We start from the raw sequence: 23,895 nt of genomic DNA, 5'->3' as shown, positions 1-23,895 counted from the left end.
CTCCCGAGTCCACCACGACGTTCACAATACTCGTGCCGAACGCTCCTTCCTGGCCGGATGCGCCCCTCGGGTAGGCTGGGCGTGTCCCCGCCGTCGGAGCGGGGCCCCGCGCCTGTGGCACAAGAGACGGCGTGGATCCGTTAACGTGGCGATCCCGCAGGCTCGCCGGACAGGCAATCTGAATAAAGTGACAACTTTCGCCGATCTCGGCATCGATCAGGACATCGTCGACGCACTCGCCGCCAAGGGCATCGTCGACGCGTTCCCCATCCAGGAGCAGACCATCCCCCTCGGCCTTCCCGGCCAGGACATCATCGGTCAGGCCAAGACGGGAACAGGCAAGACCTTCGGCTTCGGCATCCCCGTCGTCCAGCGCCTCGGCAAGGACCCGGAGCACGGCGTCAAGGCACTCATCGTGGTGCCGACGCGCGAGCTCGCGGTGCAGGTGTACGAAGACATCGACCTGCTCACCAGCAACCGCTCGACCAGCGTCGTCGCCATCTACGGCGGCAAGGCCTACGAAGGTCAGATCGACCAGCTCAAGGCCGGCGCGCAGATCGTGGTCGGCACGCCCGGTCGACTGATCGACCTCGCCGGTCAGCGCCTGCTCGACCTCTCGCACGCCACCGAGGTCGTGCTCGACGAGGCCGACAAGATGCTCGACCTCGGCTTCCTCGCCGACATCGAGAAGATCTTCCAGAAAGTCCCGGCCGTCCGTCACACGCAGCTGTTCTCCGCGACGATGCCCGGCCCGATCGTCGCCCTCGCGCGTCGCTTCATGTCGAACCCGATCCACATCCGTGCGAACGACCCCGACGAGGGCCTCACGCAGGCGAACATCAAGCACCTCGTCTACCGTGCGCATTCGATGGACAAGGACGAGGTCATCGCCCGCATCCTGCAGGCCGAGGGTCGCGGAAAGACCGTGATCTTCACCCGCACGAAGCGCGCGGCGCAGCGCCTCGTCGACGAGCTGAGCGACCGCGGCTTCAATGTGGGTGGCGTGCACGGTGACATGGGTCAGGATCAGCGCGAGCGCTCGATGGCCGCCTTCAAGGCGGGCAAGCGCGACGTCCTGGTCGCGACCGACGTGGCCGCCCGAGGCATCGACGTCGATGACGTGACGCACGTCATCAACCACACGATCCCGGATGAGGACAAGACGTACCTGCACCGTGCAGGCCGTACGGGCCGCGCGGGCAAGACCGGCATCGCGGTCACCTTCGTCGACTGGGAAGACCTGCACAAGTGGGCCCTGATCAACCGCGCCCTCGAGTTCGGCCAGCCCGAGCCCATCGAGACCTACTCGTCCAGCCCGCATCTGTACGAGGACCTCAACATCCCCCAGGGCACGAAGGGCCGCCTGGTGTCGGCGCCCAAGACGGAGTCCGTGAAGACCGAGCGCACCCGTCGACCCGAGCGCGCGGCCGACGCCGCCGCCGAGGGGACCGATGAGGGCGGCACCCGCCGCCGTCGTCGCCGTCGCAACAGCACGACTCCGGTCGGTTCGACCTTCACCGAAGGCGCGGCAGACTCGACGTCCGGCGAGGGGCAGTCCGCACCGGCCGCCGATCGCGGTGCCGAGGGCGCGGGCACGCATGACGGTGCGGGCAAGGAGCACCACGACGGCAAGCCGGCTCCGGCACGTCGTCGCCGTCGTCGCCGTGGCGGTTCCGGCGCCGGCGCGGCTCCCGTCACCGGGGCCTGAGCACGTCACCGAGAGGGCGCATCCACCGGGTTCACTCCGGCGTATGCGCCCTCTCGCATGTGTGGACGCGGAAGCCGAGAGCCGGTTGCGGCGGGTTCACCGTCGGTCGCCGACATCCGACTCCTGTGCGCGTGCCTCGGCGGCCGTGCGCAGCACGGCTGCCGGTACCTGCGGCGGATACACCCAGGCGACCAGCACGACTGAGATGATCATCAGCAGGAACCACGAGCTCAGCTTGCTCAACGAGACCGGCTGCCAGCCTCCGGCCTGATCCGGGTAGGCCCATGCGCCCGCCCACGTGCCGATGTTTTCCGCGAGATAGATGAACACCGCGACCCCGCCGAAGACGGCCAGGAGCGGCAGACGGATCGTGCGCCGCCACACCCGCGCGTGCATCACTGTGGGCAGCCAGAGCGCCACGACTCCCGCCAGGAGCACCCAGCGGGCATCCCACCACCAGTGGTGGGTGAAGAAGTTGAGGTAGATCGCCGCTGCGAGGACGGCCGTCATCCATCGCCGCGGATACCGCGTGAACCCGAGGTCGAACAGCCGATAGACGCGCACCATGTACGACCCGACCGCCGCATACATGAAACCGCTGAACAGCGGGACACCGCCGATGCGGAGGATCCCGTCCGCGGCATACGCCCACGACCCCACGTCGGTCTTGAAGAGCTCCATGGCGGTGCCGGTGATGTGGAACAGGACGATGACCCACAGCTCACGCCCGCTCTCCAGTCGGAAGACGAGCATCGCCACCTGGATGAGCACAGCGGCGATGGTGAGTGCGTCGTTGCGGGCGAGCACCGCATCGTCGGGGTACCACAGACGCGCGGCGACGATCAGGACCAGCAGCGCCGCCCCGAAGATGCACGCCCACGCCTGCTTGACGACGAACACCGCGAACTCGATCAGGCCGGCGCGGATGCCGTTCGACGGGGCATCGCGGAGGAGGCGATGAGCCCACGCGTCGACGCGTCGCTCGAGGGAAGTCGCTCGCTGCATGCCTCGGACGGTATCGGTCCCGCTCGACAGGTCGCCGGGAGATGACCACCAGAATGCCGAGGATCAGGGAAAACGCGGGGCGGTGCCCGTGCCGCGTGCTATGAGCCTGGCCACCATCTCGTCAGAGGTGGTGTTCTCGCCGGGACGGTTGGGCTTGCCGTCGCCGTGATAGTCGCTCGAGCCCGTGATGATGAGGTCGTGCTTCGCGGCGATCTCTCGCAGCAGCCGCTTCCCTGCCTCCGTGTTCTCGCGATGCTCGATCTCGAACCCGCCGAGGCCTGCATCGACGAGGCGCTCGATGAACGCCACGGGCATCATGCGGTCGCGCCCCGCCGTCACGGGGTGGGCGATGATCGCCACTCCCCCCGCCTCGGTGATCAGACGCACAGCGGTCAACGGGTCGGGTGCGTAGTGCGGCTCGTAATATCCCTCCCGCGGATGCAGGATGCCGTCGAATGCCTCGGTCCGATCCCGCACGATGCCCCGGGCGACGAGGGCGTCGGCGATGTGCGGACGCCCCACCGTCGCGTCGAGTGCCGTCTGCGCCACCACGTCGTCCCACTGCAGGTCGTAGTCTCGCCCGATGTTGCGGACGATCCGCTCGGCACGGCCGATCCGATCACCGCGGATGCGATCGGTCTCGGCCCGCAGCGCGTCATCCTCCGGATCGAAGAGGTAGCCGAGAACATGCACGCTGCGCCACTCGTGCTTCGCGGAGAGCTCCATCCCCGGGATGAAGGTCATCCCTCGTGCGACGGCGGCGTCTCCCGCCTCGCCCCAACCGGTCGAGCGGTCGTGATCGGTCAGCGCGAGCGTGCGCACCCCGTGCGCGTGCGCCTGCCGGACGACCTCGGCCGGCGACTCCGTGCCATCGGAATGGTTGGAGTGCAGGTGCAGGTCGGCGGGACCGGCGAATCCGTGGGACGAAGTGGCCATCCTCCGAGCGTACCGAGCGGTGACCCGCGCGGACGCGGAGGCGCACGGAAGCGGATGTCGAGGCAGGGACTTCACAGGCGACGCTCCTAGGCTGGTGGGGATGTTTCGTCTCCTGGGGATCCTCTTCACCGTGCTGCTCGCGATCGCGACGGCGGTCGTGGTGTGGCCGCAGTTCTTCCGTCTCGAGCAGACCTACCCGTTCGCGCAGCTCGTGTCCGCGCGCGGCATCGTGCTCGGCGGATTCCTCGTCGTCGCGGTGCTCGCGCTCCTGCTCCTGTTCGCCCGTCCGCTCCGCGGATTCGCCGCCTCTGTCCTGATCGTTGCGCTGCTCGGCGCCGGCGCGACCGCGGCGATCGGTGCCGTTCGCGGTTTCGGGGGATCACCACTCCCGGAGAAGACCGAGGACAGTGTCCGCGTGCTCACCTGGAACACGGCGGGAGAAGCGGTGTCTGCCGAGGTGATCGCCCAGCAGATCCTCGATCAGGGGGCCGACATCGTCGCCCTTCCCGAGACGACCGAGGCCGTCGGCGAGCGCATCGCTATCATGCTCCGCGAGCAGGGACACCCCATGTGGGTGCACCACGTGCAGTTCCGCCCGGATGTGCAGGACGGGCCGCAGTCGTGGCAGACGACCGTGCTGGTCGCCCCGGACCTCGGGGAGTACTCCGTGATCGAGTCGGCGAAGGATGGCACCAGCAACACCGGCTCGGTGCCCAGCGTCGTGCTCATGCCGATCGACGGCTCCGGCCCCACCATCGTCGCCGTGCACGCGGTCGCGCCGCGCATGGAGGAGATGCAGCAGTGGCGCAGCGACCTGCAGTGGATCGCGGATCAGTGCCCCCAGGGCGACTTCATCCTGGCCGGTGACTTCAACGCGACGATCGACCACATGGCCCCTCTCGGAGTCGAGGGCGGAGATATCGGCTACTGCCGCGATGTCGCGTCCCGCACCGGCAACGGCCTCACGGGTACCTGGCCGAGCTCTCTCCCTGCCCTCGCCGGCGCCCCGATCGATCATGTGATGGCGTCGCAGAACTGGTCTCCGACGGGGTCGGTCGTGCTGGACGATGCCGGTGGCAGCGACCACCGCGCTCTGGTCGTGCAGCTCGAGCCCGCCGGCTGACTCCCGCACCCGCCCGCCAGGTGACAGACTGGAGGGATGAGCACAGGAGAGCGCGACACGATCGCAGAACCCACCGTCGAAGCGTCTGTCGACAACGGCACCACCAACCGCAAGCAGCCCTTCCCCCAGGGCTTCCTCGACACGATCTCGACCGGTTGGGCCGAACGCCCGGAGACACTTCCCGCGCCGCGCGCCCAGGCGTCGTACGCGGCCACGCGTCGTGCCGCCGTCTCCGCGGCCTTCCCCGGCAAGCACCTCGTGATCCCTGCCGGCTCTCTCAAGCAGCGCAGCAACGACACCGACTACGTCTTCCGCGCGCATTCCGCCTTCGCACACCTCACCGGGTGGGCATCGGATGCCGAGCCCGACTCGGTCCTCGTCTTCGCACCGACCGAGACCGGCCACGACATCACCCTCTTCTTCCGCGAGCGCGCCGACCGCACGACGACGGAGTTCTACGCCGACGCCACGGTCGGAGAGTTCTGGATCGGTCCGCGACCGTCCCTCGCCGGGGTCGCCGCCGATCTCGACATCGCCACCGCCCATCTGGACGACCGGGAAGCCGTCGAGGGCGAGCTGGTGCTCGACGAGGACGAGAACCTCACGCGCTTCGTCTCGGAGCTGCGCCTCATCAAGGACGAGTTCGAGATCGCCGAGATGCGCCGCGCCGTCGAGATCACGGCGAACGGCTTCGACGACATCATCCGCGAGCTTCCGGCCGCGACGGCTCATGCACGCGGCGAGCGCGTCGTGGAAGGCGTCTTCCACCGCCGCGCACGCGAGGACGGCAACGGCGAGGGCTACGACACGATCGCCGCCTCCGGCCCGCACGCCTGCTACCTGCACTGGACGCGCAACGACGGAACCGTGGTTCCCGGTGACCTGATCCTGGTGGATGCGGGTGTGGAGGCCGACAGCCTCTACACCGCCGACATCACGCGCACGCTGCCCGTCTCCGGCACGTTCACCGACGTGCAGCGGCGCGTCTACGAGACGGTGCGCGAGGCCGCCGACGCGGCATTCGCCGCCGCTCGGGTCGGTGTACGCTTCCGTGACGTGCACGGAGCCGCCATGAAGGTCATCGCCGAGCGGACGGCCGAGTGGGGTCTGCTGCCCGTCACCGCCGAAGAGGCTCTGGATGCCGACAAGGGCGGCCAGCACCGTCGGTACATGGTGCACGGCACCTCGCACCACCTCGGCATCGACGTGCACGACTGCGCCCAGGCCCGTCGCGAGATGTACTACGACGGCATCCTCGCCCCGGGCATGGTGTTCACGATCGAACCCGGACTCTACTTCCAGATCGACGACCTCACCGTGCCGGCCGAGCTCCGTGGCATCGGCGTGCGCATCGAGGACGACATCGTGATGACCGACGACGGCCCCGTGAATCTCTCGGCCGGCATCCCCCGCACGGCCGACGAGGTCGAGGCGTGGATGGCGCGACTGCAGAGCTGACACCGACGGATGCATGAGGGCGAGCTCGCGCTCGGGACCGAGGTCGCGGCGCACCTGATCGCGCGCCGCTTCCCCGAGCTCCGTGGCGAGACCCTGCGACCGGTCCCCATGACGGGCACGGTGAACAGGATCATCCGGGTGGGCGACGGACTCGTCGCCCGCTTCCCCCTCCTCGGGGCAGCGGCGCACGAGCTCGTCCGCGAGGCCGCAGCACTCGAGGAGTTCGCGGCGTCGAGTCCGTTCCCCGCGCCGCGCTCCTACGGCACCGCCTCCGCGTCGGAGGAGTTCGACTCGGCCTGGGCTGTGCAGACGTGGATCGAGGGTGACCCGGCGGATCCTGTGCTCTCCTCCACGTCCAAGACGCTCGCGCACGACCTGGTCGCCCTCATCCGGGCGCTGCGCACCGTCGACGTGCGCGACCGTGTGTTCGACGGCAGGGGCCGGGGCGGAGTCCTCGGCGACCACGACGAATGGGTCGCGACGTGCCTGAGGCGGAGTGCGCATCTCTTCGATGCGGCCCGCGCAGGGCGGCTCTGGTCGGTGCTGCGCGAGCTCCCGTCCGCCAGCGCTCCGGTGATGAGCCACCGGGACCTCACGCCGTTCAATCTCCTCGTCGCGGAGCACGAGGGCGATACCCGTCTGGCCGGTGTGCTCGACGGCGGAGACTTCGGTCCCGCGGATCCCGCACTCGACCTGGTCGCCGCCTGGCACCTCTTCGACGCGCCGGGACGACACCTGCTCCGCGAAGGCCTGGCTGTCGACGACCTCGAGTGGCGGCGCGGCGCGGGATGGGCGCTGCAGCAGGCGCTCGGGCTCGGATGGTATTACGCGGAATCGAACCCGCGGATGAGCGCACTGGGCATCTCGACCGTGGGGCGCGTGCTCGCGGATGAGGAGCTGTCGAGGCTCATCGACTGAGGGAGCGTCCGACCGAGGCCCTCACTCCTCCGCGCCGCCGAGGGCGAACTCCGCCACGATCGGGGCGAGTGCGGCCCCGATCTCCGCGGCGGGGCGTTTGCGGCCCTTCACCTCGAAGGTGTGTCCTCCTCCGTCGATCCAGACGACGCGCGCATCCCGACAGGTCGCGATCGCCTCCTCGAACTGCGAGATCGGCTGGATGAAGGGATCGTTCGTCCCCTCCACGAACAGCTGCGGGACCGTGATCCCCGGCAGATGCTCGACCCGTGGCTTCTCCGGACGTCCGGGCGGATGCAACGGATACCCGAGGTAGACGAGACCGTCGACACGCATGCCCTCGGCGACCGCCATCGACGCCATGCGTCCGCCGTACGATTTGCCCGTCGCCCACAGGGTCGCCGAGGGATCGGACTCGCGTGCGAAGGCCGCGACGGCGTTCCATGTGGCGATCGCATGCGCGGCGGGTCCCGGCATCCGTCGCCCCTGCTCCACATACGGGAAGTTGAAGCGAAGGGTCGAGAAGCCCGTCGCGCTCAGCGCATCGACGTAGCCGGTGAGGAACGGATGGTCCTTGCCGGTCCCTGCACCGTGGGCCACGATCACCGTCGCCCCGTTGTCACCGGCTGTCCAGTCGGCGGACACGGCGGTGAGTCCCGCCGGGAGCGCGACCTGGATCTCGACCATCAGACGGAGAGCGTGGAGGTCGCCGTCATGCCCGTTCGCCCTGGATGCCGTCAGTGCCGGGAGCAGCGTCCGGCTCGACCGGGGTCACGGTCGACGGAGCAGCGGTCCCCGCCGATGCGGACCCGGGCTCGGGCGTCGTCTCGGGTTCGGGGTCGGCGACGGGGTCGGCGACCGGCGGTGCGACGGGGTCGGCCGGGCGCGGCGGGATCACGGGATCCCCGGGTGCCGGGGCGGGCTCAGGCGAGGTCGCGCCGGGCGTGATCCGCTCGCCGTAGCGCGGCGGCTCGTCGAGGTTGACCGGCGGTCGCACGGGCGCCACTTTGTTCGCGCCGAGGACCTGCCGGGCCTTGCCCAGCGACGAGGACAGCACGGTGACCTCGTAGTGATCGGCCGCGAACTGCGTGACGCTGGCGAAGTCGCGCCGGCGACGGACGATCGCGTAGGTGACCAGGCTGAGGATCATCCCGACCGCGACACCGATGAGGACGAAGCCGAGGAAGAGCTGGATCGGCACCTCCGGGTTGCCGAGCACGAGGATGGCGGCGAGGAAGAGCCCGATCAACACACCGTTGATCGCCCCGGAGCGCGCGGCGGCGGCGTAGCCGAGCTTGCCGGTCACGCGTTCGACCGTGCGCACGCTCTGACCGACGATGGCGATGTCGCGCGCCGGCACCTCCCCCGCGATCAGCTTCGAGACCGTCTTCTGCGCGCTCTCGTAGTCGCGCATCGACGCGACGATCTCGCCGGTGTCTGTGCCGCTCGCGGGCCGGTTCAGCATGCTCATCCGGCTATTCTTCCACGCGTGCCGTCGGACGGCCCGAGGCACGGCCGACCCGCCGGAGACGCGAGCCGCCGACTACGCTGGAGAAGTGAGCACACAACGGGTTTTCGCCGCGCGCCTTGCCGGGTGCGCCGTCTTCGATCCCGTCGGCGACCGGCTCGGCAAGGTCCGAGATGTCGTCGTCGTGTATCGAAGTACCGCGGCGCCCCGCGTCATCGGTCTGGTCGTGGAGATCCCGGGACGACGCCACGTGTTCCTCTCGATCGGACGCGTCACCTCGATCCGTTCCGGCCAGGTCATCACCACGGGCCTGATCAACGTGCGGCGGTTCTCCCCGCGCGCCGGCGAGGTGCGCGTGCTCGCCGAGATGCTGGGACGACGCGTGAGCTTCGTCGATGGCAGCGGTACCGCGGTCATCGAGGACATCGCGATCGAACCGAACCGCCTCGGCGAATGGGCGATCAGCCAGCTCTTCCTCCGCCGACCGAAGACCAGTGCCTCCCCGTTCGCGAAGGGTCCGACGACGTTCGCGGCATGGAGCGAGGTCGCCGAGCAACGCGCTCCCGGTGAGTCGCAGTCGGCTGAGCAGCTCGTCGCCTCGTACTCCGAGCTGCACGCCGCCGATCTCGCCAACACGCTTCTCGACCTTCCGCAGCAGCGCATGATCGAGGTGGCCGAAGAGCTGTCGGACGACCGCCTTGCCGATGCCCTCGAGGAGATGCCCGAAGACGAACAGGTGCACATCCTCGACCGTCTGGGAGACGAACGCGCCGCCGACATCCTCGACCAGATGGAACCGGACGACGCGGCCGACCTGCTCGCCCAGCTGGCGCCTGACCGCCTGGAGCAGCTCCTGGAGCTCATGGAGCCGGAAGAAGCCGAAGACGTCAGGATGCTGCTGCGCTACGGCCCGGACACCGCCGGCGGTCTGATGACGCCTGAGCCGATCATCCTCTCGGCCGACGCCACAGTCGCCGAGGCGCTCGCGCTGATCCGCCGCCACGAACTGCACCCCGCGCTGGCCGCCGCGGTGTTCGTCACCCTCCCGCCGTTCGAGACTCCGACCGGGCGCCTGCTCGGGCTCGTGCACTTCCAGCGGATGCTGCGCTACCCGCCGCATGAGCGGCTCGGCGCGATCCTCGACGACAGCCTCGAGCCCGTGCCCGTGACCGCTTCCGCCGCCGAGGTGGCACGGCTGCTGGCGAGCTACGACCTCGTCTCGCTCCCCGTGATCGATGCGGCGCATCGCCTCGTCGGAGCGATCAGCATCGACGACGTCCTCGACTACCTCCTTCCGGACGACTGGCGTTCGCATGACAGCGAGGACACCTCCCCCGCTGCGAGCACCGTCCCTGGGTCCACCCCCGCCGCCCCGACGAAGGAGACGCGCTGATGCCCCGCTCTCCGCGCCTCGATGCGCCGGGCCGCACCACGACACGGCCGCGGGCGACGTCTCGCGACCGCTTCGGACGCTTCACGGAGTGGGTGGCTCGCGCGATGGGGACGCCCGCGTTCCTGCTGATCCTCAGCCTGTTCTGTGTGGTCTGGATCGTCTGGAACACGCTGATGCCCGACGAGCTGCGCTTCGACGACGCCGCCCTCGGCTTCACGGCACTGACCCTGATGCTCTCCCTGCAGGCCTCATACGCCGCACCGCTCATCCTGCTCGCGCAGAATCGTCAGGACGACCGCGACCGGGTTCAGATCGAGCAGGACCGCCAGCGTGCGGAGCGCAACCTGGCCGACACCGAGTACCTGGCCCGCGAGATCGTGGCTCTGCGCATGTCGCTCGAAGAGCGCAATTCGCAGGTCGTCACGCGCGACGTGCTGCGCCAGGAGCTCAAAGCCCTTCTCGCCGAGCTCGAAGACGTGCCGGAGAAGCCCCGATCCGGCGCCGCGTCGTGACCGCGGCGGAGCGTGTCCGCGCGGCTGTCGCCGCGGTGACGGATCCCGAGCTCCGTCGACCCATCGGGGATCTCGACATGGTCCGGGACATCTCCGTCGACGGCGGTCGAGCCCGCGTCGGCATCGTCCTCACGATCGTCGGCTGTCCAGCGGCGGCGCGGATCGAGTCGGACGTCCGCGATGCCGCGGCGTCCGTTCCGGGCATCGCGGAGGTGGACGTCGAGGTCGGCGTGATGACGCCGGCAGAACGCAAGGCTCTCACCGAGAAACTCCGCGCCGGGAGGCCCGCACGCCACATGCCGTTCGGGCCCGATTCCCTCACCCGTGTGATCCTCGTCTCCAGCGGCAAGGGGGGTGTGGGCAAGTCCACCGTCACCGCGAACCTTGCCGTCGCACTCGCCGCGCAGGGTCTGTCCATCGGTCTCGTCGACGCCGACGTGCACGGGTTCTCGATCCCCGGGCTCCTCGGCATCCCTGCGGGCACGCAGCCGACACGCATCGACGACCTGATGCTCCCCCCGGTCGCGCACGGCGTGAAGACGATCTCGATCGGGATGTTCCTCCGCGACGGCGAATCGGTGGTGGCGTGGCGTGGGCCGATGCTGCACCGCACGGTCTCGCAGTTCCTCACCGACGTCTTCTTCGGCGACCTCGACGTCCTCCTCATCGACATGCCGCCGGGGACGGGCGACATCGCGATCTCGATCGGCCAGCTCCTCCCCCATGCGGAAGTTCTCGTCGTGACCACCCCGCAGACCGCTGCCGCCGAGGTGGCGATCCGCAGCGGTCTCGTCGCGCGTCAGACGGGTCAGCGCGTGATCGGCGTCATCGAGAACATGGCGGCGTACACACTGCCCGATGGAACGGTCATCGACATGTTCGGCTCGGGCGGAGGCGCCGCCGTATCGGAGGCTCTCTCCGAACCGGGAGTCCCTGTGCCACTGTTGGCCTCGATCCCCCTGAGCCCCGCTCTGCGCGAGGGCGGAGACGCAGGCGAGCCGATCGTCTCCACCGAGAGCGACGATGTCGCGGCGACGACCATCCGCGACCTCGCGAGCACCCTGGCGCGGCGGGGCAGGGGCCTCTCCGGTCGATCGCTGCCGATGTCGCTCACCTGAACGCGTGGGAAGATGGACCGATGCCTCCCCGCTCTCTGACCGTCGATGAGGGTCTGCTGCGACGAATGGCTCGGGACGCAGCGATCTACTCGCTGACCCGACCCGCCGCCCTCGTCATGTGGGTCGCCCTCGCCGCAGCCCTCGTGCTCAGCATCCTCAACCTCGGCACGCCCGTCCGTCCGGGGGAACAGGGCCCTTTCGGAGCAGGATGGATGCCGGTCATCATCGTCGCGCTCGCGGGTTTCGCCGTCGTGATGACCGTATCGGGCGCGCGAACCGCCGTCCGGATCGCGATGCCCGTCGGAACCGTCGTGTGGGTATCGCTGGAAGAGGACAGCCTGCAGATGGGCAGCGGCCGTCGTCGCTCCGACATCGCCTACCGCACCTTCCAGAGGATGCGAGTGGGCAAGGACGCCGTGCTGTTGAAGCTGCGAGACACTTCGGCCGCGACCGCGATCCCTCGTGGCCTGCTCACGGACGACGACATCGCCACCCTCCGCTCGAAGATCTCCTAGGCGCCGAGCGCGCAGAGCCCTGCGCGCTCGATCGGCGAGCGTTCCCGTCAGGTGGCTTCGGCGTCGAAGGGAGGGCGGTTCGACGCACTGAACTCCTGCGGAACGGCTCGGGTCGCGGGAGCCGTGGTCGCCGCGGCCGCAGCTCCGGCGATCGGCTCCGCGATGGTCTGGGCCGCCTGCAGCGGGGTCGCCGGCTGGGGCTCTTCCATGAGCGCATCGCGGATGATCCGGCGCGGGTCGTACTGGCGCGGGTCGAGCTTGCGCCAGTCGACGTCGTCGATCTCCGGCCCCATCTCCTCGCGCACCCTCGACTTGGTCGCGCGCAGATACTCGCCGGCCTTGCGGACCATGCGCGAGAAGCTCTCCGCGGCTCGCGGGAGACGTTCGGGGCCGATGATCAGAACCGCGATGAGGCCGATCAGCAACAGCTTCTCGAAGGTGAGCCCGAACGTCATCTCTACAGGCTACCGCCGCGCCTGCGGTCCCCGCACTCGCCGACCGAATACTCTGGAGAGGATCACAGTCAGGCAGGGAGAAACAGGCCATGAGCGAGCATGACGCGAACGCGCGTTTCCTGCGCGAGTCCATCGTGGAACCCGACGCCATCAGCCGCGCACGCGCGCATGCGGTCGAACTGGGAGCGATGCCGATCAGCGCCGCCGTGGGTTCGCAGATCGCCGTGCTCGCGGCCGCGACCTCGGCACGCTCCATCGTCGAGATCGGCACCGGCGCCGGAGTCTCCGGTCTCTGGCTCCTGCGCGGCGCACCCCAGGCGGTCCTCACCTCGATCGACAACGAACCGGAGCACCTCGCCGCGGCGCGACAGGCCTTCTCCGATGCCAAGGTGCCGTCCACCCGAGCCCGCTTCATCACGGGCCGCGCGATCGACGTTCTCCCCCGCATGAACGAGAACTCCTACGACATCGTGCTGGTCGACGCCGACCCCGAGCATGTCATCGAGTACGTCGAACACGGTCTGCGTCTCGCACGCACCGGCGGACTCGTGCTCGTGCCCCGCGTGCTGGCCGGCGGTCGCGTCGCCGATCCGGTCCAGCGCGACGAGATCACTTCCGCCTACCGGTCCCTCGTGCAGGAGACGCAGGAATCCTCGGCGGTCCTCGCCACGGTCTCCCCCGCCGGCGAAGGTCTGCTGCAGCTGATCAGTCTCGCCGAACGCGGCTGACCGCGCGGCTCGAGACCGTGCGAAAAGGGCGATGGATCCGAGGATCCATCGCCCTTTCGGATCCGCCGACGCGGACCCCAGGTCGATCAGGCCGGTGCCACGACGGCGGCAAGCACGTCGTGAAGCTCCTTGGCCTCGGCGTCGTTCACGGAGACGACCAGGCGGCCGCCGCCTTCGAGTGGAACGCGCACGATGATGAGTCGTCCTTCTTTCACGGCTTCCATAGGTCCGTCTCCGGTCCTCGGCTTCATCGCTGCCATCGTGGCTCCCTTTCCTCCGGTGGTATGGGATGAGTTTATCGGGTGTCACCGGGACCTGGAGGTCACGGAGCAACAATTGGGTCGAGCTTCACCCTCACGGCACCTGCCAGAACGTGCTTCCGAGCGCATACACGTGGTAGATCCAGAACCATTGCCCGAGGAGACATGCGGCCAGCACGCCGACACGCCAGAGCCGCGATCGCGGCACCGCGACCGCTCCCCAGAGCGGGCTCAGGGGGAGAAGCAGGCGGAACGTGCTCGATTGCGGAAAGAACACCGCGAGCAGATACAGCAGGTAGCTCGCACTCCACAGACGGATGTCGGCGCCCAGAGCGCGCACCTGCGGAGAGAAGAGGAGTGCGGCAGCAGCGCCGACGACCGACAGCACCAGCACGATCGGCCCCCACCACTGCGGCATCCCCCAGAGGGCGAACCAGAACTGCGATGCCTGGATCCACCCTTCGAACGGGATGAAACCCTCGACTCCGCCGGTGATCCAGTGCTGGCGCCACGCGAGCTCGGTCGCGAGATACGCACCGGGATCCCCCGTCGCGATGCCGGCGATCACCTGCCAGGCGAAACCGGACAGAGTCGCGAGCGCGCCGAGCGCGAGGATGTGTGCGATCTCGCGCCCGGTGAGCGGATCCTGCCGACGTCGGATCCACCGCAGCAGTCCGTGCAGCCCGAGGAACAGGGCGAAGGCCAGGACACCGGGTCGTGTGAAGGCCATCACGGGGATGAGGATGTACAGCCAGGCATAGGTGCGTTGCGTCGTCGCATCGAGGGCGAGGAACAGCAGCAGCAGGAACAGCGTCTCGGCGTACCCCACCTGGAACATCGCCGCGATCGGTCCCGCCGCGAAGAATACGACGGCCCACGTCGCCGCGGAGTTGCCGATGCGATCACGAAGCAGGCGGTGAAGCGCGAGACAGGCCAGGTACCCGGCGACGAGCGAGAGCAGGAGCGCACCGGCACCCCAGGACCCGAGCAGTACGCCGATCCCCTTGGCCGCATATGCGAACACCGGCATGAACGCCCAGGCGTTCTCGGCGACGTCACCCGAGTCGGTGAGCGGAAGATCCGTCGGGTAGCCGTTCTCGGCGACCAACCAGTACCATTGCGCGTCCCAGCCGAGCACGAAATCGATGAGCCCCGCCTCCGCGCCGAACCGCGAGGACGAGGTCGACAGTGAGGCGGCGATGACCAGGAACACCGTCGTGACGACCCGGGCTCCGAGGTAGACGACGGCCACGCGCACGGCGACCGGCGCCTTCGCCCAGCGGCGCGTTGCGCTCAGTGCGAGGTGAGCCATGCGCGCAGGCCCCGCTCCACGGCGTCGATCTGCGCGAGGGGTACACGCTCCTCATCGTGGTGGGCGAGGTGCGGGTCGCCGGGCCCGTAGTTCACAGCCGGGATCCCGAGCGCGGAGAATCGCGCGACGTCGGTCCACCCGTACTTCGGGCGCGGCTCGGCGCCGACCGCCGCCACGAACTGCTTCGCGATCTCGGCGTCGAGGCCGGGACGAGCCCCCTCGGCGGCATCCGTGATCTCGACGTCGAAGCCGGCGAGGACTCCGCGGAGGTGAGCCTCGGCATCGGCCGCAGACTTGCTCGGCGCGAACCGGTAGTTGACCTCCACCTCGCAGGCGTCGGGGATGACGTTCCCCGCGACGCCGCCCGCGATGCGCACGGCGCTCAAGCTCTCGCGGTACAGCAGCCCCTCGACCAGCACCTCCTTGGCGCGGTACTCCGCCAGACGCGTGAGGACGGGCGCCGCGCGGTGGATCGCGTTCTCGCCGATCCAGGCACGCGCGCTGTGAGCACGCACGCCGGTGGTGCGCACGATCGCACGGAGCGTTCCGTTGCAACCGCCTTCCACCTCACCGTTGGACGGCTCGCCGAGGATCGCGAAGTCCGCCTCGAACAGGTCGGGACGCACGGCGGCGAGCAGACCGAGACCGTTCTTCGACGCCTCGATCTCCTCGTTGTCGTACCACATCCACGTGATGTCGATCGCGGGGTCGGTCAGCTCGGCCGCGAGCTTCAGCTGCACGGCGGTGCCCGCTTTCATGTCGACGGTGCCGCGACCCCAGAGATGGGGGACTCCTTCGATCTCGATGTCGCGCGTGGGCAGGTTCGCATTGATCGGCACGGTGTCGATGTGACCGGCGATGGCGACGCGCTGTGCCCGGCCGCGGTCGGTGCGGGCGACGATCGTGTTCCCGTGGCGGAAGACCTCCAGATGGTCGAGCGGGGACACTGCGGCCTCGATCGCATCGGCGAGTGTCTTCTCGTCGCCGGAGACGCTCGGGATGTCGCAGATCGCACGGGTGAGGTCGACGGAGGACGCGGTCAGATCGAGCACCATGGGTCCAGCCTACTTACCCCGTCATGAGTGCGGTCGTCGCCCCGGGAGCGCGATAGCGTGGAGGGATGAGCGACGCACGCACCGTATGGGGTATCGGCCTGACCACCATCGCCGGGGACGGCACGGTTCTCGACGCCTGGTACCCCGAGGTGCACACCGGTGCGGTCACGACCGACGAGGTGGCTGTCGCTGCGCTCGAACCCCTCGCGGGGAGCGACGAACGACGCGACGTCACGATCGAGGTGGTGCAGCTGCAGATCGACCTCGACACGGCACCGGCCTCCACCGCCGACGCCTATCTGCGCCTGCATGCCCTGTCGCATCTCGTCGTGCGCCCGAACGAGCTGAACCTCGACGGCGTCTTCGGACACCTTCCGAATGTCGCCTGGACCAACGCCGGGCCCGTCCTCCCCGCTGACGCCGCCCGCCTGCGCCCGCAGCTCCAGCGCGCGGGCATCCAGGTACAGGGGCTCGACAAGTTCCCCCGCCTGACCGACTATGTGCAGCCGGCGGGCGTCCGCATCGCCGATGCCTCCCGCGTGCGCCTGGGGGCGTACCTCTCCCCCGGCACGACCGTCATGCACGAGGGATTCGTCAACTTCAATGCCGGCACACTCGGCGCATCGATGGTCGAGGGCCGCATCTCGCAGGGTGTGGTCGTCGGAGACGGCAGCGACATCGGCGGAGGGTCCTCCATCATGGGCACCCTCTCGGGTGGCGGAACGCATCGGGTGTCGATCGGTGCCCGCACCCTGCTCGGCGCGAATGCGGGCATCGGCATCTCGCTCGGTGACGACTGTGTCGTCGAAGCGGGGCTCTACGTCACCGCAGGCACCAAGATCGTCCTCGTCGACGGACCCGTGACCGCCGACGGCGGGCGCAAGACCGTCAAGGGTGCGGAGCTCTCCGGTCAGGACGGCCTGCTCTTCCGCCGCAACTCGCTCAGCGGTGCGGTGGAAGCCGTCCGTCGCGCCGGTGTCGGAGTGACCCTGAACGAGGCTCTGCACGCCTGAGAGCAGCCTTCCGGCCCGTCTCCGCGGAGCCGACGACCCGCGCGGGAGGCGACATGCAGCCGACGGCATGCGTGCACTGGTAGACTGACATCGTTGCGCGTACCGCCGGTCCCGCAACATCGTCGTCGTCACGGGGTCTCCGAGGACCGAAGCGAGCGGAACTGCTCCCACCACCAGCATGAGCTGGCCTTTCGCACGGCGAACCGATGCGCAATTCCTGCGCCGTCGCCCACCTCACCCCCTATCTCGCGCCGTTCACTCGTGCGCTGACGGAGTTTCTGCATGTCTACTTTCCTTGAACTCGGCGTTCCTGCCGAGCTCGCCGCCGTTCTCGCCGATTCCGGCAAGACCGAGGCATTCGCCATCCAGCGCGACACCCTTCCCGACTCCCTCGCCGGACGCGACCTCCTGGGCCGCGGACGCACGGGCAGCGGCAAGACCATCGCCTTCGCCCTGCCGCTCGTCGCACGCCTTGCCGCCTCGGGCGGTCAGCGTCGCGCCGGCCTTCCGCGCGGACTCGTCCTCGCGCCCACCCGTGAACTCGCGACCCAGATCGCCGCGACCATCGCGCCTCTCGCGGAGGCCGCAGGCCTGCGCGTCACGACCGTCTTCGGCGGGGTCAGCCAGCGCCCGCAGGAGCAGGCGCTTCGCGGCGGCGTCGACATCGTCGTGGCCTGCCCCGGTCGACTCGAAGACCTCATGAAGCAGCAGGTCGTGCGCCTGAGTGCGATCGAGGTCACCGTGCTCGACGAGGCCGACCACATGGCCGACCTCGGCTTCCTCCCCGGCGTCACCCGCATCCTCACGGCCACGCCGGCCGGTGGGCAGCGCCTGCTGTTCAGCGCCACGCTGGACCGCGGCATCGACACCCTCGCCCGCCGCTTCCTCTCGAACGCCGTCAGCCATGAGGTCGACGAGGAGAGCGTGCCCGTCGGCGAGATGACGCACCGCGTCCTGGTCGTCGACTCGGCCGACAACAAGACGGCCCTCGTGCGTGAGCTCGCCTCGGGCACCGGTCGTCGCATCCTCTTCACCCGCACCAAGCACCAGGCGAAGAAGCTCGCGAAGCAGCTCACCGCCGCGGGGATCCCCGCGGTCGACCTGCACGGCAACCTCTCGCAGAACGCCCGCGAGCGCAACCTCGGTGCGTTCTCCGCGGCCCCGGAAGACGGCGGTGTGCGCGTGCTCGTCGCGACCGATGTCGCCGCCCGTGGCGTGCACGTCGACAACGTCGATCTCGTCGTCCACGTCGACCCGCCCGTCGAGCACAAGGCGTACCTGCACCGTTCCGGCCGCACCGCCCGCGCCGGGGCTGCCGGCACCGTGGTGACGGTCGTGCTCCCCGAGCAGCGTCGTGACGTCAAGGATCTGCTGCGCAAGGCAGCCATCTCGGCCCCGCTGGAGGATGTCACGGCCGCTGCCGTCACCGCGCTGGTTCCCGAGCGCGCACCTCACGTGCGTCCGGCGCCCGTGCAGGCTCCGCAGCAGCAGCGCCAGTCGTCGAAGCAGCGCCCCGCTGGTGGCGAGAGGAACGGTGCGGCGAACCCGCCGTCGCGTCGCCGTCGTCGCCCCCGCTCCGGCGCATCCGGCAATGGTCAGGGCGGCGGGTACTCCACGCAGAGCAACCAGTCCCGCCAGGGTGGCCGCAGCTCGCAGGGCCGCTGACCCACGACCTGCCGCTCTCACGCATCAAGGCGCCCTCTCCGCTCCACGGAGGGGGCGCCTTCCTGCACCCGCCCTCGATGAGAGACCGAGACGGCTCGGCCCTGCCACCGTGAGGTCAGGCGCGCAGAAAGCGCCCCCTCCGTCTCGACGGAGGGGGCGCTTTCTCGTCACGCGCTCAGCGCGTGGGGAACTGACGTTCCGGCGATCCTGTGTACAGCTGCTGGGGGCGGCCGATCTTGGTCTGGGGGTCGAGCTGCAGCTCACGCCACTGCGCGAGCCAACCGGGCAGGCGCCCGATGGCGAACAGCACCGTGAACATACGGGTCGGGAAGCCCATGGCCTTGTAGATGACACCGGTGTAGAAGTCGACGTTCGGGTACAGGCGACGCTCGCGGAAGTAGTCGTCGGCCAGCGCGAGCTCTTCGAGCTCCTTCGCGAGGTCGAGCAGCGGGTCGGTGACACCCAGCGACGAGAGCACCTCGTCGGCCGCGTCCTTGACGAGCTTGGCGCGCGGGTCGTAGTTCTTGTACACCCGGTGCCCGAAGCCCATCAGCTTCACGCCCTCTTCCTTGTTCTTCACCCGCTCGACGAAACGCGAGACACTCTGGCCGGAGTCGCGGATCTGCCCGAGCATCGTCAGCACGGCCTCGTTCGCACCGCCGTGCAGCGGGCCGGAGAGCGCCTGGATGCCGGCCGAGACCGAGGCGAACTGGTTCGCACCGGTGGAACCGACCAGGCGGACGGTCGACGTCGAGGCATTCTGCTCGTGGTCTTCGTGCAGGATGAGGAGCAGCTCGAGAGCCTTCGACATCACCGGGTTGACCTCGTACTCCTCGCTGTGCACACCGAAGTTCAACTTCAGGAAGTTGTCGACGAAGCTCAGCGAGTTGTCCGGGTAGAGGAAGGCCTGGCCCACGCTCTTCTTGTGCGCGTACGCCGCGATCACGGGGAGCTTGGCGAGCATGCGCACCATGTTCAGCTCGACGTGCTCCGGGTTGTGCGGGTCGGTCTGACCTTCGTAGTACGTCGACAGCGCGGCGACCGCCGAAGACAGCACGGACATCGGGTGCGCCGTGTGCGGCAGCGCCGAGAAGAAGCGCTTGAGGTCTTCGTGCAGCAGAGTGTGGCGACGGATCTTCTCGTCGAACTCCGCGAGTTCGGAGGCGGACGGCAGCTCGCCGTAGATGAGCAGCCAGGCCACCTCGAGGTAGCTGGTGGAGCCCGCGAGCTGCTCGATCGGATACCCGCGATACCGCAGGATGCCCTTGTCTCCGTCGATGAACGTGATCTCGGACTTCGTGGAGGCCGTGTTCACGAACCCGTAGTCCAGGCCCGTGTACCCCGTCTGCCGCGTCAGCGTGGAGAAATCGATGCTGTCGTGCCCCGCCGTGCCGCGCAGCACCGGGAATTCGGCGGTCGTGTCGCCGATCGTCAGCTTCGCCGTCTGGTCTGCCGCTGCACTCACGCGGACCTCCTCGTAGTGTCCGAGCCCGCTCGTCGCGGTGCTGTCGGACAAGATCTTGATCAAGCCTGAACTGGCGATCTCACGGCGCTGAAGCGCCAGGTCGGGTCACGACCGAATCGCCTTTACAGCCTAGTAGTCGCGCAGGCCTACTGTGACATCCGCCAAAGGGAAGCCCATTTCAGGGAGAGAACCTATATATCGCCGTCAGAGAGTCGGCGCGCCGCCTCTCTGACGTGCGCGGTCGGCGCCGTGAGCGCCAGCCGGACGTGCTCCCCGGAGTCGGCACCGTAGAAGGGCCCGGGACCGGCGAGGATGCCGAGAGCGGCGAGTCGCTCCATCGACTCCCAGGCATCGCGCCCCTCCGTCACCCAGAGATAGAGTCCTGCCTCGGAGCCGTCGATGCGGAAGCCCGCCGCCTCCAGAGCAGGACGCAGGGCGTCGCGCCTGACGCGGTAGAGCTCCTTCTGCTCCGCCACGTGCTCGTCGTCGCCGAGGGCGACCGCCATCGCGTGCTGCACCGGCGCCGGCGGCATGAGACCGAGGTGCTTGCGCGCCGTGAGAAGCTCGCCGATGATGCGTGCGCATCCGGCCACGAAGGCTGCGCGATACCCGGCGAGGTTCGATTGCTTGCTCAAGGAGTACACGCTGAGCAGGTTCGCTCGACTCCCGTCCGTCACCCGCGGGTCGAGGATGGAGGGGATCGGCTCGGTCGCCCACTCGCCGTCCCAGCCGAGTTCCGCGTAGCATTCATCGCTCGCGAGCACGGCACCGAGTTCACGGGCACGACGGACGGCGGCGGCGAGTTCGCTCACGGTCCAGGTGCGCCCGTCCGGATTGCCCGGGGTGTTGATCCAGATGAGCTTCGTACCCTCCGGCCAGTCCTCCGGATCATCCGCGGGCAGCGGCGTCGCCCCCACGACGCGGGCGCCCACCTCATAGGTCGGGTAGGCCACTCGGGGGTGGACGACGATGTCGCCGTCGCCGAGACCGAGCAGGGTCGGCAGCAGTGCGACGAGCTCCTTCGAGCCGATCGTGGGGAGAACGTTGTCGACACGGAGGTCGGGCACCCCCCGGCGTCGCGCGTACCACTCGACGATGGCTTCGCGCAGGCTCGGCGTTCCGACCGTCTGCGGGTAGGCATGGGCGTCCGTGGCTTCCGCCAGTGCGCGCCGGATGATCTCGGGAGTCGGGTCGACGGGAGAACCGACCGAGAGGTCGATCAGACCGTCCGGATGCCGCGCGGCACGCTCACGGAACGGGATGACGGCATCCCACGGGTAGTCGGCGAGGTCGCGGACGCTCACGGAATGCGCCTACTCGCCCTGCGGCGGGAGAGCGGCGATGATCGGGTGGTCGAACGCGTACACGCCGACCTTGGCTGCGCCTCCGGGCGACCCGATCTCGTCGAAGAACTCGACGTTGGCCTTGTAGTAGTCCTGCCACTCGTCGGGAAGGTCGTCTTCGTAGTAGATGGCTTCGACCGGGCACACCGGCTCGCAGGCACCGCAGTCGACGCACTCGTCAGGGTGGATGTAGAGCGAGCGTTCGCCCTCGTAGATGCAGTCAACGGGGCACTCGTCGATGCAGGCGCGATCCTTGACATCGACGCACGGGAGGGCGATCACATACGTCACCCCCTCAGTCTACGACTCGCGGGGCTCGGGTTCCTGCGCGGCTGGCCCCTCGGTGCGAACGGGAAGACGCCGAACGGACGGCCACGCGACGACCAGCAGCACGATTCCGGCGACCAGATAGGTCCAGATCTGTCCGGCGAACGAGGCCGGGACCACGACGGACCCTCCGGGCCCTTCGCCGGAGATCAGCACCAGCATGCCGATCATCCCGAGACCGGCGGCCACGGCCGCGCCCCTGTCGTGGGTCAGAGCGCGGACGGCGACGAGGATGGCCGCGCAGGCGATGGCGGCCACGATCATGCCGATCGGGATCGGGCCCCACATCACACTGTGGCTGATGGTGCCGGCGATGCCGTAGACACCGCCCACGAGGGCGGCAGCGATCCATGACAACACTCTCGACATCCAGCTCACGCGCACCTGTCGATCTTACCGACGAGGCCCCGCCGAACAGGCGGAGGGGCGCAGCATCAGCCGGCGAGGCCGAACAGGCGCAGCAGGGCGGCGACCAGCGCGGCCGCCACGACGACCACGAGGAACGACTGCCGCAACCACAGGAGCCCACCAGCGACCAGCAGTGCGGGCACACGTGCATCCACGATGATCGCCTGCCCATCGCCGAGGGTCTGGACGGCCACGAGGGCGGCCAGCAGCGCGACCGTCAGAAGATCCGAGATGCGGGCCGTGCGTGGCGCCTCGAGCACCCGGGGAGGAACGAGGTAGCCGGCGGCCTTCAGCGCCAGACAGATCAACGCTGCGAGGAGGATCGCGCTCCACAGGCTCATGAGCTCACCTCCGACCCCGCACCCGACGATGGGCGGCCCGGCGCGGTCGGACGCCCCATCCAGTTGAACCAGCCGACCGCGATAGCGACGACCGCGGCGACGAGCACGGGCAGGCCGGGCATCAGGAACGGAGTGAGGGCCGCGGCGACGACCGCCGCGGCGATGCCGACCGCGATGGCCTGGCGCTGCTGGAGACGAGGCCAGAGCAGAGCTAGAAAGGCGGCGGCTGCCGCCGCATCCAGCCCCCATGTCCGAGGATCTCCGAGCACATCCCCCACCAGCGCTCCGATGAGGGTGGTGATGTTCCAGCCGACGAAGATGCCGATCCCGGTCACCCAGAAGCCGACCTGTCGCAGCCGTGGGTCGCCCTGCGATATCGCCACCGCCGTCGACTCGTCGATCGTGAAATGGGCGGCCGCCGCCTTACGGACGGGACCTCCCCCGACGATCGATGACATCCGCATGCCGTAGGCGACGTTGCGGACGCCGAGGAGTGCCGCCGAAGCGACCGCCGATGGCAGGGCCGCAAGCCCCCCGGCCGTGAAGACGCCCACGAAGGCGAACTGCGATCCGCCCGTGAACATCAGCAGACTCAGCACACAGGTCTGCCAGACGTCGAGGCCCGATGCCACGGCGAGCGCACCGAACGAGACACCGTACGCACTGGTCGCGATGACGACCCCGAGCGCTTCGCGCCAGACCTCACGCTCCGCGGTCATCAGGCATCCCGCGCATTGTCGTTCGCTCCACTGAACACATGATCATAATTCTGAACAGTCGAGATCGGATAGTCAAGCGAACGAACGTTTGACATGATGAACACATGGAGGAACTCCGCACACGTATCGCCCGCACCCTGCGCCGGGAGCGAGAGACCGCAGGCCTGTCGGTCTCCGAGCTCGCTCGACGCGCCGGTATCTCCAAGGCGACCGTCTCCCAGCTCGAGAGCGGCGCCGGCAACCCCAGCGTCGAGACGCTGTGGGCTCTCGGCGTCGCGCTCGGCGTGCCCTTCGCCGTGCTGGTCGATCAGCAGGCGAACACACCGACGCTCATCCGCGCCGACAATCTCACCGGTGTCCCCTCCGCCGCCGCGGCGTACAGCGCGACGCTGCTGTCGGCGAGCCCGCCGGGAGCCCGCCGTGACATCTACCTGATCCAGGCCGAGCCCGGCGATGCCCGCCGTTCCGATCCTCATCACCCCGGGACGATCGAGCACGTGATCCTGATGGCCGGGCAGGCGCGGATCGGCCCGGCGGGTGAACCGGTGCTGCTGAACCCCGGCGACTATCTCACGTACCCCGGCGATGCCCCGCACATCTTCGAGGCGACCGCATCGGGAACCAGCGCCGTGCTCATCTCCGAGCTGCGCTGA

The 23,895-nt window shown here is 69.0% G+C and carries 26 protein-coding genes; 12 read left to right on the top strand and 14 right to left on the bottom strand.

The window, feature by feature from the left end; translation table 11 throughout:
• Positions 1-187: 187 nt before the first annotated feature.
• On the top strand, positions 188-1,708 hold the full coding sequence (locus tag ACLFA2_RS15805; RefSeq protein WP_167254509.1) for a DEAD/DEAH box helicase: 1,521 nt from the start codon (positions 188-190) through the stop codon (positions 1,706-1,708).
• A gap of 96 nt (positions 1,709-1,804) precedes the next feature.
• On the opposite strand, the gene ACLFA2_RS15800 is transcribed toward ACLFA2_RS15805, so the two are convergent.
• Both ACLFA2_RS15800 and ACLFA2_RS15795 read right to left on the bottom strand, forming a co-directional pair.
• Positions 1,805-2,713: a DUF817 domain-containing protein gene (locus tag ACLFA2_RS15800; protein WP_426621601.1), complete on the bottom strand. Its 909-nt coding sequence runs from the start codon at positions 2,711-2,713 to the stop codon at positions 1,805-1,807.
• 63 nt (positions 2,714-2,776) lie between these two features.
• Positions 2,777-3,649, bottom strand: coding sequence for a PHP domain-containing protein (locus ACLFA2_RS15795; protein ID WP_029260323.1), 873 nt, complete (start codon positions 3,647-3,649; stop codon positions 2,777-2,779).
• A 100-nt stretch (positions 3,650-3,749) separates the two neighbouring features.
• On the opposite strand from ACLFA2_RS15795, the gene ACLFA2_RS15790 reads away from it, so the two are divergent.
• The 3 genes from ACLFA2_RS15790 to ACLFA2_RS15780 are packed head-to-tail and all read left to right on the top strand — an operon-like array spanning position 3,750 to position 7,148.
• Complete coding sequence (locus ACLFA2_RS15790) at positions 3,750-4,772, top strand: endonuclease/exonuclease/phosphatase family protein (RefSeq protein ID WP_021199627.1); 1,023 nt, start codon at positions 3,750-3,752, stop codon at positions 4,770-4,772.
• A gap of 36 nt (positions 4,773-4,808) precedes the next feature.
• On the top strand, positions 4,809-6,230 hold the full coding sequence (locus tag ACLFA2_RS15785; protein ID WP_021199626.1) for an aminopeptidase P family protein: 1,422 nt from the start codon (positions 4,809-4,811) through the stop codon (positions 6,228-6,230).
• A 9-nt stretch (positions 6,231-6,239) separates the two neighbouring features.
• A complete protein-coding gene (locus ACLFA2_RS15780) occupies positions 6,240-7,148 on the top strand; it encodes a phosphotransferase (RefSeq protein ID WP_426621600.1) in 909 nt (302 codons plus the stop codon).
• A 21-nt stretch (positions 7,149-7,169) separates the two neighbouring features.
• On the opposite strand, the gene ACLFA2_RS15775 is transcribed toward ACLFA2_RS15780, so the two are convergent.
• Together ACLFA2_RS15775 and ACLFA2_RS15770 are read right to left on the bottom strand one after the other, a co-directional pair.
• Complete coding sequence (locus ACLFA2_RS15775; RefSeq protein WP_136023671.1) at positions 7,170-7,832, bottom strand: alpha/beta hydrolase family protein; 663 nt, start codon at positions 7,830-7,832, stop codon at positions 7,170-7,172.
• Between the two features lie 25 nt (positions 7,833-7,857).
• Positions 7,858-8,616, bottom strand: coding sequence for a general stress protein (locus tag ACLFA2_RS15770; protein WP_029260328.1), 759 nt, complete (start codon positions 8,614-8,616; stop codon positions 7,858-7,860).
• Positions 8,617-8,701: 85 nt separating this feature from the next.
• Here ACLFA2_RS15770 and ACLFA2_RS15765 point away from each other — a divergent pair, with 85 nt between their 5' ends.
• The 4 genes from ACLFA2_RS15765 to ACLFA2_RS15750 are packed head-to-tail and all read left to right on the top strand — an operon-like array spanning position 8,702 to position 12,151.
• Entirely contained in the window at positions 8,702-10,006 is a 1,305-nt protein-coding gene (locus ACLFA2_RS15765) for a magnesium transporter MgtE N-terminal domain-containing protein (protein WP_029266737.1), read from the top strand.
• Positions 10,006-10,518 carry a DUF1003 domain-containing protein gene (locus ACLFA2_RS15760; protein WP_021199621.1) on the top strand — a complete coding sequence of 171 codons (513 nt, stop codon included), beginning with the start codon at positions 10,006-10,008 and terminating at the stop codon, positions 10,516-10,518. The genes ACLFA2_RS15765 and ACLFA2_RS15760 overlap by 1 nt, the downstream gene beginning before the upstream one ends.
• The gene (locus ACLFA2_RS15755; RefSeq protein ID WP_021199620.1) at positions 10,515-11,636 is read left to right on the top strand and encodes an Mrp/NBP35 family ATP-binding protein; all 1,122 of its coding nucleotides are present in this window, start codon (positions 10,515-10,517) and stop codon (positions 11,634-11,636) included. Before ACLFA2_RS15760 ends, ACLFA2_RS15755 begins: the two co-directional genes overlap by 4 nt.
• Positions 11,637-11,656: 20 nt before the next feature.
• Complete coding sequence (locus tag ACLFA2_RS15750; RefSeq protein WP_021199619.1) at positions 11,657-12,151, top strand: hypothetical protein; 495 nt, start codon at positions 11,657-11,659, stop codon at positions 12,149-12,151.
• Positions 12,152-12,198: 47 nt separating this feature from the next.
• Here ACLFA2_RS15750 and ACLFA2_RS15745 read toward each other — a convergent pair whose 3' ends face one another.
• Positions 12,199-12,606, bottom strand: coding sequence for a twin-arginine translocase TatA/TatE family subunit (locus ACLFA2_RS15745; RefSeq protein WP_021199618.1), 408 nt, complete (start codon positions 12,604-12,606; stop codon positions 12,199-12,201).
• A gap of 89 nt (positions 12,607-12,695) precedes the next feature.
• On the opposite strand from ACLFA2_RS15745, the gene ACLFA2_RS15740 reads away from it, so the two are divergent.
• Positions 12,696-13,334: an O-methyltransferase gene (locus tag ACLFA2_RS15740; RefSeq protein WP_021199617.1), complete on the top strand. Its 639-nt coding sequence runs from the start codon at positions 12,696-12,698 to the stop codon at positions 13,332-13,334.
• A gap of 86 nt (positions 13,335-13,420) precedes the next feature.
• Here the strand turns inward: ACLFA2_RS15740 and ACLFA2_RS15735 are convergent, their stop codons facing one another.
• The 3 genes from ACLFA2_RS15735 to dapE form a co-directional block, all read right to left on the bottom strand.
• Positions 13,421-13,594, bottom strand: a complete 174-nt coding sequence (locus ACLFA2_RS15735) for a DUF3117 domain-containing protein (RefSeq protein ID WP_017203323.1) — start codon at positions 13,592-13,594, stop codon at positions 13,421-13,423.
• 94 nt (positions 13,595-13,688) lie between these two features.
• The gene (locus ACLFA2_RS15730) at positions 13,689-14,906 is read right to left on the bottom strand and encodes a hypothetical protein (protein ID WP_426621599.1); all 1,218 of its coding nucleotides are present in this window, start codon (positions 14,904-14,906) and stop codon (positions 13,689-13,691) included.
• A complete protein-coding gene (gene dapE, locus ACLFA2_RS15725; protein WP_292761437.1) occupies positions 14,888-15,961 on the bottom strand; it encodes a succinyl-diaminopimelate desuccinylase in 1,074 nt (357 codons plus the stop codon). The genes ACLFA2_RS15730 and dapE overlap by 19 nt, the downstream gene beginning before the upstream one ends.
• Positions 15,962-16,026: 65 nt before the next feature.
• On the opposite strand from dapE, the gene dapD reads away from it, so the two are divergent.
• Together dapD and ACLFA2_RS15715 are read left to right on the top strand one after the other, a co-directional pair.
• Positions 16,027-16,974, top strand: coding sequence for a 2,3,4,5-tetrahydropyridine-2,6-dicarboxylate N-succinyltransferase (dapD, locus tag ACLFA2_RS15720; protein ID WP_021199614.1), 948 nt, complete (start codon positions 16,027-16,029; stop codon positions 16,972-16,974).
• A gap of 282 nt (positions 16,975-17,256) precedes the next feature.
• On the top strand, positions 17,257-18,639 hold the full coding sequence (locus tag ACLFA2_RS15715; protein ID WP_021199613.1) for a DEAD/DEAH box helicase: 1,383 nt from the start codon (positions 17,257-17,259) through the stop codon (positions 18,637-18,639).
• A 175-nt stretch (positions 18,640-18,814) separates the two neighbouring features.
• Here the strand turns inward: ACLFA2_RS15715 and ACLFA2_RS15710 are convergent, their stop codons facing one another.
• The 6 genes from ACLFA2_RS15710 to ACLFA2_RS15685 all read right to left on the bottom strand — a co-directional run bounded on the left by ACLFA2_RS15710 (position 18,815) and on the right by ACLFA2_RS15685 (position 23,242).
• Positions 18,815-20,104, bottom strand: a complete 1,290-nt coding sequence (locus ACLFA2_RS15710) for a citrate synthase (RefSeq protein WP_051671213.1) — start codon at positions 20,102-20,104, stop codon at positions 18,815-18,817.
• Positions 20,105-20,295: 191 nt separating this feature from the next.
• The gene (dapC, locus tag ACLFA2_RS15705) at positions 20,296-21,408 is read right to left on the bottom strand and encodes a succinyldiaminopimelate transaminase (protein WP_426621598.1); all 1,113 of its coding nucleotides are present in this window, start codon (positions 21,406-21,408) and stop codon (positions 20,296-20,298) included.
• A 9-nt stretch (positions 21,409-21,417) separates the two neighbouring features.
• A complete protein-coding gene (gene fdxA / locus ACLFA2_RS15700; protein ID WP_021199610.1) occupies positions 21,418-21,738 on the bottom strand; it encodes a ferredoxin in 321 nt (106 codons plus the stop codon).
• A gap of 9 nt (positions 21,739-21,747) precedes the next feature.
• Positions 21,748-22,158, bottom strand: coding sequence for a hypothetical protein (locus tag ACLFA2_RS15695; RefSeq protein ID WP_029260340.1), 411 nt, complete (start codon positions 22,156-22,158; stop codon positions 21,748-21,750).
• 50 nt (positions 22,159-22,208) lie between these two features.
• Positions 22,209-22,523: an AzlD domain-containing protein gene (locus tag ACLFA2_RS15690; RefSeq protein WP_021199608.1), complete on the bottom strand. Its 315-nt coding sequence runs from the start codon at positions 22,521-22,523 to the stop codon at positions 22,209-22,211.
• Positions 22,520-23,242 (bottom strand): AzlC family ABC transporter permease, encoded by a 723-nt coding sequence (locus ACLFA2_RS15685; protein WP_347123031.1) that lies wholly within the window; start codon positions 23,240-23,242, stop codon positions 22,520-22,522. The genes ACLFA2_RS15690 and ACLFA2_RS15685 overlap by 4 nt, the downstream gene beginning before the upstream one ends.
• Before the next feature lie 104 nt (positions 23,243-23,346).
• Between ACLFA2_RS15685 and ACLFA2_RS15680 the strand changes: the two genes are divergently transcribed.
• On the top strand, positions 23,347-23,895 hold the full coding sequence (locus ACLFA2_RS15680) for a helix-turn-helix domain-containing protein (RefSeq protein WP_426621597.1): 549 nt from the start codon (positions 23,347-23,349) through the stop codon (positions 23,893-23,895).

The sequence above is a fragment of the Microbacterium sp. As-52 genome (genome assembly GCF_049949185.1).
Taxonomy (GTDB): Bacteria; Actinomycetota; Actinomycetes; order Actinomycetales; family Microbacteriaceae; genus Microbacterium; species Microbacterium maritypicum_A.
The sequence above is the reverse complement of the archived record's forward strand: the minus strand, read 5'-3'. Positions and strand labels throughout refer to the sequence as shown.